The sequence below is a fragment of the Mesorhizobium sp. M1252 genome, assembly GCF_040318265.1.
In the GTDB taxonomy this organism is placed as follows: domain Bacteria; phylum Pseudomonadota; class Alphaproteobacteria; order Rhizobiales; family Rhizobiaceae; genus Mesorhizobium.
Genome location: NZ_JAMYLX010000008.1, coordinates 222,023 through 235,979, shown reverse-complemented (window position 1 = coordinate 235,979; position 13,957 = coordinate 222,023). Strand labels below are relative to the sequence as shown.

At 64.8% G+C, this 13,957-nt stretch carries 13 protein-coding genes; 6 read left to right on the top strand and 7 right to left on the bottom strand.

All coding sequences use genetic code 11. The annotated features are described in order from the left end of the window. Positions 1-28 precede the first annotated feature (28 nt). Positions 29-304: a hypothetical protein gene (locus tag NKH22_RS18375; RefSeq protein ID WP_352910381.1), complete on the top strand. Its 276-nt coding sequence runs from the start codon at positions 29-31 to the stop codon at positions 302-304. Between the two features lie 223 nt (positions 305-527). Continuing rightward, entirely contained in the window at positions 528-1,412 is an 885-nt protein-coding gene (locus tag NKH22_RS18370) for an AraC family transcriptional regulator (protein WP_502908575.1), read from the top strand. 322 nt (positions 1,413-1,734) lie between these two features. Here NKH22_RS18370 and NKH22_RS18365 read toward each other — a convergent pair whose 3' ends face one another. Together NKH22_RS18365 and NKH22_RS18360 are read right to left on the bottom strand one after the other, a co-directional pair. Then, positions 1,735-2,529, bottom strand: coding sequence for a FadR/GntR family transcriptional regulator (locus NKH22_RS18365; protein WP_352910378.1), 795 nt, complete (start codon positions 2,527-2,529; stop codon positions 1,735-1,737). A gap of 3 nt (positions 2,530-2,532) precedes the next feature. Continuing rightward, entirely contained in the window at positions 2,533-3,975 is a 1,443-nt protein-coding gene (locus tag NKH22_RS18360) for an FAD-binding oxidoreductase (protein ID WP_352910375.1), read from the bottom strand. A gap of 157 nt (positions 3,976-4,132) precedes the next feature. Here NKH22_RS18360 and gloA point away from each other — a divergent pair, with 157 nt between their 5' ends. Then, complete coding sequence (gene gloA / locus NKH22_RS18355; RefSeq protein WP_019856614.1) at positions 4,133-4,543, top strand: lactoylglutathione lyase; 411 nt, start codon at positions 4,133-4,135, stop codon at positions 4,541-4,543. Between the two features lie 74 nt (positions 4,544-4,617). Here the strand turns inward: gloA and NKH22_RS18350 are convergent, their stop codons facing one another. The 4 genes from NKH22_RS18350 to NKH22_RS18335 form a co-directional block, all read right to left on the bottom strand. After that, positions 4,618-5,586, bottom strand: a complete 969-nt coding sequence (locus NKH22_RS18350) for an ABC transporter permease (protein ID WP_352910372.1) — start codon at positions 5,584-5,586, stop codon at positions 4,618-4,620. 4 nt (positions 5,587-5,590) lie between these two features. Continuing rightward, on the bottom strand, positions 5,591-7,093 hold the full coding sequence (locus tag NKH22_RS18345; RefSeq protein ID WP_023671076.1) for a sugar ABC transporter ATP-binding protein: 1,503 nt from the start codon (positions 7,091-7,093) through the stop codon (positions 5,591-5,593). 5 nt (positions 7,094-7,098) lie between these two features. Next, positions 7,099-8,082, bottom strand: coding sequence for an ABC transporter permease (locus tag NKH22_RS18340; protein WP_023691902.1), 984 nt, complete (start codon positions 8,080-8,082; stop codon positions 7,099-7,101). A gap of 159 nt (positions 8,083-8,241) precedes the next feature. After that, complete coding sequence (locus NKH22_RS18335; protein ID WP_023683136.1) at positions 8,242-9,312, bottom strand: sugar ABC transporter substrate-binding protein; 1,071 nt, start codon at positions 9,310-9,312, stop codon at positions 8,242-8,244. Positions 9,313-9,617: 305 nt separating this feature from the next. Here NKH22_RS18335 and NKH22_RS18330 point away from each other — a divergent pair, with 305 nt between their 5' ends. The 3 genes from NKH22_RS18330 (at position 9,618) to rsgA (ending at position 13,091) form a co-directional block, all read left to right on the top strand. Further along, positions 9,618-11,273 (top strand): GMC family oxidoreductase, encoded by a 1,656-nt coding sequence (locus NKH22_RS18330; protein ID WP_352910369.1) that lies wholly within the window; start codon positions 9,618-9,620, stop codon positions 11,271-11,273. 359 nt (positions 11,274-11,632) lie between these two features. Next, on the top strand, positions 11,633-11,803 hold the full coding sequence (locus tag NKH22_RS18325) for a hypothetical protein (RefSeq protein WP_023820604.1): 171 nt from the start codon (positions 11,633-11,635) through the stop codon (positions 11,801-11,803). A gap of 262 nt (positions 11,804-12,065) precedes the next feature. After that, positions 12,066-13,091: a ribosome small subunit-dependent GTPase A gene (rsgA, locus tag NKH22_RS18320; protein ID WP_023820603.1), complete on the top strand. Its 1,026-nt coding sequence runs from the start codon at positions 12,066-12,068 to the stop codon at positions 13,089-13,091. Between the two features lie 60 nt (positions 13,092-13,151). Here the strand turns inward: rsgA and NKH22_RS18315 are convergent, their stop codons facing one another. After that, the gene (locus NKH22_RS18315) at positions 13,152-13,943 is read right to left on the bottom strand and encodes a sugar isomerase domain-containing protein (RefSeq protein ID WP_352910366.1); all 792 of its coding nucleotides are present in this window, start codon (positions 13,941-13,943) and stop codon (positions 13,152-13,154) included. Positions 13,944-13,957 lie beyond the last annotated feature (14 nt).

The window sequence follows — 13,957 nt, the reverse complement described above, 5'->3', positions numbered from 1 at the left end:
CGGACCTTGCAAAAGGACCTGAGCCGATATGACGTCTCGGGAAAGCGAACACGTCATTAAATTGCTGGTCTCTCGAAATAGGTCCAACTCGCTCGTCACCTTGACTAATGGCACCACACATCGAGTACTCAACATCGTGTATGGCCGGGATTTGGGTGAGCAGTTCGACCACATTTCAACGAATGTCACGCCGCCTCAAGACGGCTTGGAAAGCGACTTCTTCTACGCATCGGAAGTGCAAGAGATTGCTGCCGAGGATGGGGCAGTGCTGTTTCGTTCGACCACCCACCAAAATTCAAACTGAGCTACTGCCTATCTCGCTCCCTTCCGCGACCTCGAATGCCGCGCCAGAGATGCAGCATCCTGCGCTGGCGATGCCGGCTCCGTCACCGCATCACTCTCGGTCAGGTCAGGCGCGCCAAGCACACTGGCGCCTACCAGCCCATCCATGTCAAACCGCAAGATCGGTCGAGCGCGACATGTCCGGAACCGCCTATCTGGTGTCGCCACGCAGGACGAGACGTTTGATGACGCCACTTGAAAACTACCATGCCCGGATGCAGCGGGTGCTGGACCACATCGACCAGCATCTGGACGGCGATCTGGGCCTGGAGGCGCTAAGCGGCGTCGCGGCGTTTTCGAAATTCCATTTCCACCGGCAGTTCACGTCCACCTTCGGGGTGTCCGTGCATCGCTATGTCCAGCTCGCCCGCCTGAAGCGCGCTTCGTACCGGCTTGCCGAGAGCGACGCCCAAAGCGTCACCGACATAGCGATGGATGCCGGTTACGACGCACCGGATGCCTTCGCCCGCGCCTTTCGGCAACGGTTCGGACAATCGCCTTCGTCGTTCCGGAAGTCTCCCGACTGGGGTGCGTGGCTCATGGCCTTCGGGCCGCTCGACAAAGCAAGGACCACGCTCATGCAGATAATCTTCGAACCCAGCGACGTGAAGATCCGCGATGTGCCGCCGACGCCGGTGGCGATCATGGAGCATCGCGGCGACCGGGCGACGCTCCAGGACACCATCCAGCGCTTCATCGCCTGGCGCAAGGCGGCCGGCCTCTCGCCCGAGACAAGCCCGACCTTCAACATCTTCCGTTCCGAAAGGGAGCCGGCGAACCCGGCCGATTACAGCATGGATATTTGTGCCGGAACCGACCTGCCGGTAGAAGGCGGGCCGATCGAGGACGCGCAGATGAAGGCCGGCGTGATCCCCGGCGGACGCTGCGCGGTGCTGCGCTATCCCGGCAACACCAACAATCTCGAGCCGGCAGCGCTCTACCTGTACCGCGAATGGCTTCCGGCCAGCGGCGAGGAGGCGCGCGACTTTCCGATCTATTGCCAACGGCACTTTTCGTCGAACGGACCGGTGCGCGAGGTGGTGCTTGAGCTGTTTCTGCCGCTGAAATAGCGCGGTGGGGTGGCGGCCTATCTCCGCCCCTGAGCTGGTTGAGCCGACGACCGAGTGAAATCTGATATGGCGCTCCCCACTCCGTCTCGGCTTCGCCGAGCCACCTCTACCCCCACATTCGTGGGGGAGAGGAAACCCAAGCTTTTGAAGGGCTGCGATCTCGGAGATTGGCATTTCCTCATACCCCATGAAATGGGGGGTCCGAAGGACGGGCGAGACCCGTGGCTCGCCCCGGCAAGGTGGCTCGGCGAAGCCGAGACGGAGTGGGGGTCAGCGCTGCCATAGGCGATTGGCCCAGCGCGCGGATAAGGCAAGGCTATCCCTAAGCCTGCCCGCGCACAGCCTTCCGCAATCTCGAATGCCGCACCGGCGATGCCACCTCCGGCGCCGGCACTGCCTCCGCAGCTTCCCCCTCATGCAACCCCACCCGCAGCGCAGCGCCCGCCAGGTGGTCGCGCATGGCGGCTTGTGCTCCTTCGGCGTCGCCGGCACGGATCGCTCTCAGGATGCGCTCATGTTCGCCGAGCGTGATGCGGGCCATGTCGTCCGACTTTTGCTGGTTGCCGGCGGCGAGAATGCTTTCGCGCACCCGCTCGGACACGAAGACCAGGAACTGGCCCATGTAGGAATTGCGCGTCGCCTCGGCGACGGTGCGGTGGAATTCGAGGTCGCTGCGCAGCCAGGCGACGCTGCCATACGGCGCGGCGCGCATGCCGGACAGCGCATCGCCCATGGCTTTGAGATCGGCGTCGCTGCGCCGCTTGGCGGCAAGGGCCGCCGCCTGCACTTCGAGGATGCCGCGCAGTTCGAACAGATTGCGAAACGAGTCGGCGCGCTGCAGCGTCTCATGGTCGATGGTCAGCACCGTCGGGTTGTTGCTCTCGACCACGAAGGCGCCGCGCCCCTGCTGCGACCAGATTCGGCCTTCCGAGCGCAGCCGCGCGATCGCCTCGCGCACCACGTTGCGGCTGACCCCGAAAGTGGTTGCCAGCGCCGCCTCGGTCGGCAGCTGGTCACCCGGCTTCAGCCGGCCTTGCGCGATCTCGCGCGAGATGGAACTGGCCACCAGAGTGGAGAGGTGTGGGCCGCGATTGACCTTGTCGAGTTTCAGCGTCATCGCTCACTTATAGTCGACGGCGGGTGCGGACGCCAGAATGCGGCCGTTGCTGAGAATGTGGCGCGGGTCGAATGCGTCCTTGATGCCGGCGGCGAGGTCGAGCGTCACCGGATCGATGCGTTCGAGGAACGCCTTCTGCTTGACCCGGCCGATGCCGTGCTCGGCGCTGATAGAGCCGCCATAGCGATCGACGACGGTGAAGATCTCGGCTTCCGCCTGCTCGAACAGATGCTCCATCGCCTCGGTGCCCATGCCTTCCGGCGGCACGACGTTGAGGTGGATGTTGCCGTCGCCGACATGGCCGTAGGTGACGGCCAGCGCATCAGGCCGCGCCTTCTCCAAGGCGGCCAGCGCATCGGTGACGAAATCGGCAAGCCGCGAGATCGGCACCGAGACATCGGTGCGCAAATAGCGGCCGCCCCTGCCCTGCCGCTCGACCATGATCTCGCGGTAGAGCCACAACCGCTCACCTTGAGCCCTGGTCGAAGCGATGACGCCGTCCTCGACGATGTCCTCGACGCTGCCGAGAAACCCCAGCAGCATATTGGAGAGGTCGATCAGCCCGCCCGACGACACCTCGATCAGCACATAGACGGGATAGGGCTGGCTGAGCGGATCGGGAAAATCCTGGCCTTCGCGCATGGTGATCTCGATGCCGCCGCGCAGGATCAGTTCGAAGGCGGTGAGCAAATCGCTGCAATCGCGCCGCGCCCTTGCATAGAGTGCCATCGCGTCCTCGACGGAACGCAGGCCAACCAGCGCGGTTTCGATCTGCGTCGGCTTGGGGAATAGTTTCAGCGCCGCCGCGGTGACGATGCCGAGCGTGCCCTCCGAGCCGATGAAGATCTGCTTCAGATCATAGCCGCGGTTGTCCTTGCGCAGCACTTTCAGCCCGTTCCAGATGCGGCCGTCGGCCAGCACCACTTCGAGGCCAAGCACCAGGTCGCGCGTCATGCCGTAGCGCAGCACGTTGAAGCCGCCGGCATTGGTGGCGACATTGCCGCCGATGCGGCAGCTGCCTTGCGCGCCGAAGGTGATCGGCAGCAGGCAGTCGCTCGCTTCAGCCTCGCGCTTGGCGTCCTCGAGGATGCAGCCGGCCTCGACCACCATGGCAAAGTCGATCGGGCTGATCGAACGGATACGGTTCATGCGCTCCAGCGAGATGACGATCTCGCCGCCATCCGCCGCCACTGCGGCGCCCACGAGCCCGGTCAGGCCGCCTTGCGGCACCATCGGAATGCGCTCGGCATGGCAGAACCGCATCAGCGCCGACATTTCCTCAACCGAAGAGGGCCGCGCCACCGCCAGCGGCCGGCCGAAATGATCGCCCGACCAATCTCGGCTGTAGCGCGCCAGATCCACTTCCTCGGTCAGCAGCCCGCCATTCGGCAGCAAGCCGGCCAGGGCTGCGATCTGCGATGCGGAGGGTGGCGGCACGGCATTCATGGATTGGCTCTGGGCCCCTCGGCAAAACGGCTGGACAAATACCGGCGTTGTCGTGTTATCATACAACCCTGATTGAGAACATCAAGCAAGGCTTGCCGCCAAGCGTGCGATGTGGATGATCAGACCCGCAAATCACAGAATTCGGAGGACTCCCCCAATGAGCGACGCCCCGGGATTTCGCTATATGCACACCATGATCAGGGTGCTCGACCTCGACAAGTCGATCGCCTTCTACACCGAGGTGCTCGGCATGACCCTGCTGCGCCGCGACGACTACCCCGGCGGCAAGTTCACCAACGCCTTTGTCGGCTACGGCCCCGAGGACAAGGAAGCCGTCGTCGAGCTGACGCTGAACTGGGGCCGCGAGGAGCCCTACGAGATCGGCACCGGCTTCGGCCATCTGGCGCTCGGCGTCAACGACATCTACGCCGTCTGCGCCGAACTGGAAAAGCGCGGCGCCAAGATCCCGCGCAAGCCTGGCCCGATGCAGCACGGCACCACCCACATCGCTTTCGTCGAAGACCCCGACGGCTACAAGATCGAGCTGATCGGCCTCGACACAATGTGATCCGATCGGGCCGGACCGCATCGGCCTCGCGCCGATGCGGTCCCGTCCTGTCCGCGCTTGCCCGGGAGGCGGGATCACTTGATGACCGCGATCTTGCTGCGGTCGATGGTAATGGCGACGGCAGCGATCAGCACCGCGCCGAACACCATATTTTCCAGGAAAATGTTGACGCCGACAAAGGTCATGCCGATGCGCACGATCGAGATGATCAGCGCGCCGACCGCCGTGCGGGCAACGCCGCCGAGCCCGCCGGTGATCGCCGTGCCGCCGACGATGACGGCGGCGATGGCCGGCAGCAGCAGCTGGTTGGCCAGCACTGGCGAGCCGCTCGACAGCCTGGCCGCCAGCACGACGCCGGCGATGGCCGCGAGCATACCCGACGCGGCAAAGGCGATGATCTTGGTGCGGTTGACATTGATGCCCGCCGCCCACGCCGCCGGTTCGCCGGCGCCGACCGCGATCGCCTGGCGGCCGAAGCGCGTGTAGCGCAGCGCCAGAAAGGCGGCGATGCCGATCACCGTCGAAATCAGCACCACCACGGGAATGCCGGCGACAGTGGCGTTGATCCAGGCGGTGTTTTCGCGACCAGCCTCCTCGATGGTGATGGCGCGGCCATTGGAGACCCAGAGCGCCAGGCCGGTGACCACGCCGCCGGTGGCGAGTGTCGCGACGAAGGACGGCACGCGCAGCTTGACGTGGACGACACCGCTCAGGATGCCGAAGGCAAGCCCCGACAGGATCGCCACCGGAAAGGCGGCAAGGCCGAGCGACGGCAGCAATTGCGCCAGGATGACGCTGGCTAGTGACGCCACCGCCTGGATCGACAAATCGATGCCGCCGAGCAGAATGGCGAAGGTGACGCCGGTCGCCAGGATGAACAGCACGGCGGTGTTGGCAAACAAAAGCGCCACGGTTTCGCCGGTGAGGAAGCCGGGCGCGGCGATCTCGATGATCAGCAGCAGGCCGACCAGCAGGATCAGCGGAATGGCGCCTTGCGTCCACTTGCCCTCGAAAACCTGCCTGATGGAGAACGCCTCATTCATCGGTTCACACCATTGCCCTGAGAAGATCGACCTGGTTCGGCTTGTTGCCCGGACTGGCATCGAAGCGCGCGGTGATTGCACCGTCGCGCATCACCAGCACCTGGTGCGACAGACCGATCGTTTCCTCCAGCGTGTCGGAAATCAAAAGGATCGCCACGCCTTGCGCCGAGAGATCGCGCACCAATTCGTAGACCTCCTCCTTGGCGCCGACATCGAGGCCGCGTGTGGGATGGTCGAGCACCAGGATGCGCGAGCCCGCCGTCATCCAGCGCGCCAGCACCACCTTCTGCTGGTTGCCGCCGCTGAGCTTGCGGCAGGCGGCATCGGGACCGGGCGCCTTGATGCGCAGCCGCTTGATCCAGTCGGCGGCAAGCCGGCGCTCCTTGCCATAGTCGATGGCGCCATGGCGCATGACGCTGGAGAGATCGGCCAGCGAAATGTTCTCCGCGATCGACAGGAACATCACCAGCCCTTCGAGCCGGCGCTCGCGCGGGACATAGCCGATGCCCTTGCGCACAGCCGGCTCCGGCGAGGAGAAGCGCACGGCATCGCCGGCGATTTTCATCTCGCCGGCATCATGCTGGACGAAGCCGCCAACGGTGCGCGTCACCTCCTCGCGGCCGGAGCCGACGACGCCGGCAATGCCGACAATCTCGCCGGCCCGGATCGAGAGATCGACGCCGTGATAGTAACCGTTGGCGCCAAGCCCCTTGGCCTCGACCATCACGATATCGCGCGGCGCGAGCTGGCGGGCCTCGCGGTAATATTCGGCCTGCAGGCCGCGCCCGACCATGATCTCGTGCAGCTCCGGCGCGGTGACTTCAGCTGCGCGGTGCTCGGCGACGACCGCGCCGTCCTTCATCGTGTAGACACGGTCGGAGATGTTGAGCACCTCGTCGAGGCGGTGCGAGACGAACACAAAACTGGCGCGGGATTTAAGCGAGCGCACCCGCGCGAACAGCACCTCGATGTCAGCGGCGTTGAGCACCGAGGTCGGCTCGTCGAGCAGGATGAGCAACTGCCGCTCGACCACTTCCTCCAAGGTCAGCGCCTTGGCGAGCTCGACCATCTGGCGTGCGGCGAAGGTGAGTTCGGAGGTGCGCGCGGTGACGTCGATGTCGATGCCGATCTTGGCCAGTTGCCGCCGCGCCGCCGCGTTCATGGCGCGCCAATTGACGAGGCCGAAGCGGGTGAAGCGGTCCTCTTCGCCGAGATAGATGTTTTCGGCAACCGTCAGGTTCAGCACCAGCGACTGCTCCTGGAACACCATGCCGATGCCATGCCTGGCCGCATCACGGGCGTTGCGCATGCGCAGCTGTTCGCCATCCAGCGTGAGCGAGCCGCCATCCGGCCGGTAGCCGCCGGCCAGCACCCGCATCAGCGTCGACTTGCCGGCGCCGTTCTCGCCGATCAGCCCGACAACTTCATTGGGCCGCACCTCGATGGAGACGTCGCGCAGCGCCTGGACGCCGGGGAAATTCTTGATGATGTTGGACGCCTGCAGCATGGCGTTCACTTGACGATTTTCAGGCGGACACGGTCGAGCGACAGCGCCACCGCGGCGATGATCATCAGACCCTGCACCGTCTGCTGGATGTAGGGCGAGATGCCGAGCAGGATCATGCCATTGGCAAGGACGGTGACGATCAGCACACCGATCAGCGTGTTGACGACGCCGCCCTCGCCGCCGGTCAAAGCGGTGCCGCCGACGACCACTGCGGTGACCGCTGCAAACAGCCTGCCGTCGCCGATGACGGCGTGCGACTGGCCGAGCTGTGCCGCGGCCAGCACGCCGGCAATGCCGAAGAAGAACCCTGCCAGCGCAAAAGCGGTGATGCGCACGCGCACGACATTGACGCCGGAGAGCTTGGCGACATCCTCATCGCCGCCGATCGCCAATATGTGGCGGCCGAGCTTGGTGTGATACTGGATGACAGTGGCGAGCAGGAAGGCGCCGAACGCGACCCAGACCGCCACCGGCAGGCCGAGGAAACGGTGCAAGGCCAGGTCGCGGATCGAGGCGTCGTTCAGCTTGATGGCCGTGCCGCCCAGCATATAGACCGACAGGCCAAGGCCGATGAACCACATGCCGAGCGTGCCCATGAAGGACGGGATGCGCAGCATGGTCTGGACGAGACCGCTGACGAAGCCCATGGCGGTGCCGGCGGCGATGGCAGCGAGCACCGCCCACCACCCATAGTCGTTGCCGTTGCCGTCATTGGCGGCGAGCAGCACAAGCACCATTGCCGCCACCGAAAGCGTGCCTTCGACTGCAAGGTCGATGCTGCCCATCAGGATGATGAAGGTCAGCCCCATCGCCAGCGTCAGCGGCACGGCGGCGGAATTCGCAAGCCGCACCAGATTGCGCAGCTCGATGAAATTGGGGTTGGCAATGGCGATGAGTACGCAGAGTACAATCAGCACCGCCAGCGGCGCCAGGCTGCGCCAGCGCCTGCCGCCCAGGAATGTGGCGATGCGGCCGGGGAACGATGCCATGGGCGTCGTCCGCTCTATGTCCGAAACGGACTTCAGGGGTTCTGTATGGATTGTCAAGAAACCGCTTCCCGTCTGCTGGTGACAGCCGTCGCGACAAGGGGATCGCGACGGCTGCGGGAGGAAGCGGGCCGCCAGGGAGTTGCAGCCCACTCCGATGGATCAGGTGCGGATTGCTCCGGTGACCCGGCCCCACAGATCGTTCCAGTCGATCTCGGGCTTCGCATCGACATTGGTCTTGTAATATTCCTCGACATTGTCGTGCGAGATCAGCACCGCCTTGCCGTAGAACTCACGGTGCTCCGGGGGCTCCTTGGTCGGGTCGAACTTGCCGATCTTGGCGTTGTAGCCGATGGCCAGACCCATGCCGCCCTGCCAGAACGGATCCGAAGTGACGGTGCAGGCGAACTCGCCGGTGCGCACCGCATCGACCGCCGTCTTGATGCCGTCGACCCCGACGATCGGCACCTTGCCGGCGAGATTTTCGGCACGCAGCGCTTCCAGAGCGCCCGAGCCCATATCGTCATTGGCCGCCCAGATGCCCTTGATGTCGTCGCCGAAGCGGGTGAGCAGATTGCCCATCAGGTCGAAGGCTTCGGTCGACTTCCAGTTGGCGACCTGGAAGTCGAGCAGCTTGATGTCCGGGTTGGCGGCAAGGGCTGCGTCGAGGCCCTTCTTGCGCTCGATCGCCGCCGTGGTCGAGATCAGGCCGCCGAGCGCTACGATGCCGCCCTTGCCGCCAATGGTCTTGAACAGGATCTCGGCGATGGTCTTGCCGCTGTCGATGCCGTCGAACTCGATATGCGAGACATAGTTCGGGTTGAAATCCTTCGGGTGCAGATCCCCAGGCTTGTTCCACTGCGTCACCACATAGGCGCCGGCCTTGGCGCAGGCCTCGACGATCGGGCGCGCATCGGGCGTGTCGTTGGGATCGGAATTCAGCACCATGTTGCCGCCGGTCTTGGCCAGCATCGCCTTGATGTCGGCAATGCCCTTCTCGCTGTTGCCTTCCGAAACCAGCGTGACGTGCTCCAGCCCGGCCCATTTGGCATACGCTTCGGCGCCGGTCTTCCACACCGCGTGATAGGGGTTGGACAGCGAGCGGATCGACGTCACCAGCGTCGGCTTGTCCTGCGCGCGCAGCACGCTCGGCATGGCGAGTGCCGCCACGCCGGCGGTGGCGCCCATCATCAGCGTGCGCCGGTTGACCGCAAAATTCTTCGTGTCGTTCATACCTCGAAACCTCCCGATTGAATTCTGTTCCGCCCGGCATCTTGCGCAGGGAGCGCGGCCGGGACCTCCTGGTGAGGATCGTCAAGCTCCTCCACTTGTACGACAACCCTTCAACACGATAACCATACCCTTTCTCTTGACGTGGCACAAGCGACTTGAGATCGTCGCGCGCAAGAGGAAGGGGCGGTGATTTTCATCGCCCGCCGGAGCATGATCCCTAGAAGTGGGAACCGGTTTTCTCGGACAAATCGAGAAACCGTTTTGTCCGGAGATCATGCTCCAACAAAGAGAACCCGGGAGTGGAAATGACGGATTACATCATTGTCGGCGGCGGTTCGGCTGGCTGCATTCTGGCCGCCCGGCTGAGCGAGGACCCGGACGTGTCCGTCATGCTGCTCGAGGCCGGTCCGCCCGACACCGATCGCTACATCCATCTGCCGGTCGGCTTCTTCAAGATGACGTCGGGGCCGCTGATCTGGGGCTATGACACCGCGCCCGGCAAGGAAATCGACGGCCGCACCATGGTCTATCCGCAGGCCCGCGTGCTGGGCGGGGGCTCCTCGATCAACGCCCAGGTGTTCACCCGCGGTTGCCCGCAGGACTACGATGGCTGGGCGGCTGACGCCGGCTGTGCCGGATGGAGCTATGCCGACGTGCTGCCCTACTTCGTCCGCTCCGAGGGCAACGACACGTTTGCCGATGCGCAGCATGGCATTGACGGCCCGCTCGGCGTCTCCAGCGGTGCGCCGCATCCGCTGACCCGCATCTTTGTCAAGGCGGCGCAGCAGGCCGGCCTGCCCTTCCGCGCCGACTTCAATGCCGGTGAGCAGGCGGGCGCCGGCTTCTACCAGACGACGACGCGTCGGGGGAAACGATCGAGCACGGCGGTCGCCTATCTGAAGCCGGCGCTCGGCCGCAAGAATCTGACGCTACGCACCGACGCCTCCGTCAGCCGCATCGTGGTCGAGAACGGCCGCGCCATCGGTGTCGAGATCATCGTCAATGGCCGCACCGAACTGCTCCGCGCCGAGCGCGAAGTCATCGTCGCCGCCGGCGCCATCGGCTCGCCGAAATTGCTGATGCTGTCCGGCATCGGCCCGGCCGTGCATCTCGGCCAGCACGGCATCAAGGTGGTCCACGATTCCAAAAACGTCGGCCAGAATCTGCACGATCACATGGACGTCGATGTCGTCGCCGAGCTCAACGGACCGCACGGCATCGACCGTTACAAGAAGAAGCGCTGGCAAGCGGTCGCCGGTCTTGAATATGCGCTGTTCGGCAAGGGGCCGGTGGCCTCCAACATTGTAGAGGCCGGCGGCTTCTGGTGGGGCGACCGCGCGGAGAAGACGCCGGACATCCAGTTCCATTTCCTGCCCGGCGCCGGCGTTGAGGAAGGCATCGGCTCGGTTCCCGGCGGCAATGGCTGCACGCTGAACTCCTACCATGTGCGCCCGCGTTCGCGCGGCAGCGTCACGCTCAAGTCCGCGGACCTGCGCGATGCGCCCATCATCGACCCCAACCCGTTCGCCGAGCGCTATGATCTCGAACGCGCCATCGACGGCATCGAGATCAGCCGCGAAATCCTGTCGCAGCCAGCCTTCGCCAGATACATCAGCCGTGAGCATCTGCCCGGCAAGGCGATGCAGGGGCGCTCAGCACTCGAAGCCTTCGCCCGAGAACATGGCCGCAGCGCCTATCACCCAGTCGGCACCTGCCGGATGGGCGGCGATGCCGACAGCGTCGTCGACCCCGAGCTTCGCGTGCGCGGGCTGCAAGGCCTGCGCGTCTGCGACAGCTCGGTCATGCCGAGCATCGTGTCGTCCAACACCAATGCGGCAGTGGTCATGATCGCCGAGAAGGCGGCGGATCTGATTGCGTGGCGGATGCTGCCGGTGGCGTTAGCAGGACAATCGCATGTGGTGGCGCCATGCGATTGCCCTGCCTTGAGCACCTGTCGCTGAGCGCATAGCACTCCAACCCCACTAAAAACGACAGCCTCCCGCAGCGCCTTCAACCGACGCTTGCGCAACCCACGAACCGACCGGAAACCCCCGGTTGCGGGCTCGTTGCCGACGCCTGCGCGGGGATATGAAAGCGCTTTTGCGCCAGTCCGCGATCACACCATATGAACCGATCCAAGCTCTGCTAGCTTGTGGGCGTGGGACTTGTCCCGCTTTGGCCGGTGCTTCAGGCAACCCCATCCCAACCCCCCGCCCCCTGTGGCGCCGGCCATCCCCCTCCCTTCTACCAGGCTTCCCGACCTGCCATCCTCAGCCGTCCTTGCCAACTTCGAGGTCGACGACGAGGCCTGATGCCTTGCATGCAAATCCAAACCATCGGGCAGCGTATCGAGGAATTTCACATCGGCTGTCTGGACGACCTCTTGAAAGGCGACCAGATCCGGGTCGAGCCGCCCCAGCTCCCGGTTGATGGCCGCCAGGCGCTCCGGTTCGCCTTCCGTGTTGCAGACATTGAGAGTAACGAGACGTAAGCGCATAGGACTTTTCCTCAATGTTGAACGACCCTCGACGCACGCGACGTGGATAGGTGCCACGGTAGGTTTCCGTGTCTGGTGACGTTCAGCGAACCACCGCCTCGATGCGTTCCAAGCGGTGCGCGAAACGGCTTGGCCATCGGCGCGGTTCGGCTTGCCAAATGCCGCCATGCCGCCCATACACGGCTTGAACAACCGCCCCGAGGGTCCGCGCCCATTTTGCCAAAGGATACTCTCCGATGTCTGTGACGCCGTCGCCGTGGTCAAAACCGTGACGGCTTCCCTCGCAAGCCTGGGCTGGACGGATTTCTTCGGCGACCAGCTTGAAGCCGATGAGGCAGACCTGGTGCCGACGCGCATTGCTTCGGTGCACCGCGACCGTCTGGCCGGTCTGTCTCTGTCAGGGCCAGTGGATCTGACGCTGCCGGCCAATGCCAACACCGGCGACTATGCCGTCGGCGACTGGGTGCTGGTCGAGCCTCACACGCATCTGCTGCGCCGCCGCCTGACCCGCAAGACGGTGCTGGAGCGCCGCACACAGGGCGGCAGGGTGCCGCAGCTGGCCGCGGCCAATGTCGACACGCTGTTCATCGTGACGTCCTGCAATGCCGATTTCAACATCGCCCGGCTCGAGCGCTATCTCGCGCTGGCCAACGAGGCCGGAACGACGCCGGTGATCCTGCTGACCAAGGCCGACACCGCTGACGATGCCGAGGCTTACCAAGGCCAGGCCGCCGCCCTGCAGCGTGGGCTGGCCGTGGTGGTGCTGAACCCGCGCGTCGCCGATGCCGCAGCGGCGCTTGCTCCCTGGTGTGGCGCAGGGCAGACGGTGGCGCTGGTCGGCTCCTCCGGCGTCGGCAAATCGACGCTGGTCAACACGCTGGCCGGAGCGGCGCAGCAATCGCCGCAACAGACTGCGGGCATTCGCGAGCACGATGCCAAGGGTCGCCACACCACCACGGCGCGGTCGCTGCACCCCATCGCCGGTGGCGGCTGGGTAATCGACACGCCGGGCATGCGCACGCTGCATGTCAGCGACGTCGCATCCGGCATCGACACGCTGTTTGCCGAAATCACCGAGCTCGCACCGCTGTGCAAGTTCCGCGACTGCACCCATGTCCACGAACCGGGCTGCGCGGTGCAGGCTGCGTTGAAGGCGGGTACGCTCGACCCTGAGCGCCTTGCCCGCTGGCGCAAGCTGTCGGAGGAAAACCAGGGCAACACGCCGGTTCAGAGCGGCCCGCGCGGCAACAAATCGCCTGCCGGGCGCCCGAAGCGGCGTTGAGAGGATAGGAATTGTGGAACGAGACGTCGGAGGCCCGGCATGTGCCGGGCCTCCCTTTTTTCACTCTCCGCGCATCGTTGCCTGGAAGGTCGGCAGGTGCTTCTGCTGCGCCTCCAGCATACGCTCGCGGTAGACGCCATAGATGACGTCGGTGTCGTGCAACGTCACGCCGGCAATGGTCGGCGAGGCGAAGACCGGCAGTTCGATGCCGCGCTTGGCGAGCTGCTCGGCGGTGCGCGCGATCAGCTCATGCGCCAGGATCATGGCAAGCACCGTCGATGAGCCCGACACCGGCCGGCTCCAGCCCTCGACCGGCACGATGGCGTCCTCGATCGGCGAACAGGTGTCGATGACGAGGTCGGCGGCATCCGCCAGCCGCTTGCCGGACGAGTGCGTCGCCGGCTTGTCGAGATTGTTCTTGCTGGTGACAGCGACGACGAAGATGCCGCGCTTCCTGGCATAGAGCGCGGTGTCGATACCGGACGAGTTGCGGCCGCTATGGCCGAAGATGATGATCGAATCGCCCTTGTTGAGCGGCTGGTGGTCGAGGAATTTTTCGGCGTATTTTTCCGTACGCTCCAGCCACAAAAGCTCGCGGACGCCGCCGGCGCCGAGCACATTGTGCCACATCACGCGCGGGTCGGTCAGCGGGTTGAAGCCGACATAGCTGCCATAGCGCGGAAACACTTCCTGCACCGGCAGCACCGAATGGCCGGAGCCATAGAGATGCACCAGCCCGCCGCCCTCGAGCGAGTCGGCACAGCGGCTGGCGGCCTGGCCAAAGGCCTCTTCATTGACTTTCGCAGCCTGGTCGATGAGGGCGGCGAGACGGTGGATGTAGAGATCGGACACGTGGGTACTCCTGT

Bases quoted from the DNA above. Each gene is read 5' to 3' on its own strand.
- NKH22_RS18335 (WP_023683136.1), bottom strand. From the start codon at position 9,312: ATGAACGACACGAAGAATTTTGCGGTCAACCGGCGCACGCTGATGATG.
- NKH22_RS18345 (WP_023671076.1), bottom strand. From the start codon at position 7,093: ATGCTGCAGGCGTCCAACATCATCAAGAATTTCCCCGGCGTCCAGGCG.
- NKH22_RS18370 (WP_502908575.1), top strand. From the start codon at position 528: ATGACGCCACTTGAAAACTACCATGCCCGGATGCAGCGGGTGCTGGAC.
- NKH22_RS18340 (WP_023691902.1), bottom strand. From the start codon at position 8,082: ATGGCATCGTTCCCCGGCCGCATCGCCACATTCCTGGGCGGCAGGCGC.
- NKH22_RS18375 (WP_352910381.1), top strand. From the start codon at position 29: ATGACGTCTCGGGAAAGCGAACACGTCATTAAATTGCTGGTCTCTCGA.
- gloA (WP_019856614.1), top strand. From the start codon at position 4,133: ATGAGCGACGCCCCGGGATTTCGCTATATGCACACCATGATCAGGGTG.
- NKH22_RS18330 (WP_352910369.1), top strand. From the start codon at position 9,618: ATGACGGATTACATCATTGTCGGCGGCGGTTCGGCTGGCTGCATTCTG.
- NKH22_RS18325 (WP_023820604.1), top strand. From the start codon at position 11,633: ATGCAAATCCAAACCATCGGGCAGCGTATCGAGGAATTTCACATCGGC.
- NKH22_RS18365 (WP_352910378.1), bottom strand. From the start codon at position 2,529: ATGACGCTGAAACTCGACAAGGTCAATCGCGGCCCACACCTCTCCACT.
- NKH22_RS18350 (WP_352910372.1), bottom strand. From the start codon at position 5,586: ATGAATGAGGCGTTCTCCATCAGGCAGGTTTTCGAGGGCAAGTGGACG.
- NKH22_RS18360 (WP_352910375.1), bottom strand. From the start codon at position 3,975: ATGAATGCCGTGCCGCCACCCTCCGCATCGCAGATCGCAGCCCTGGCC.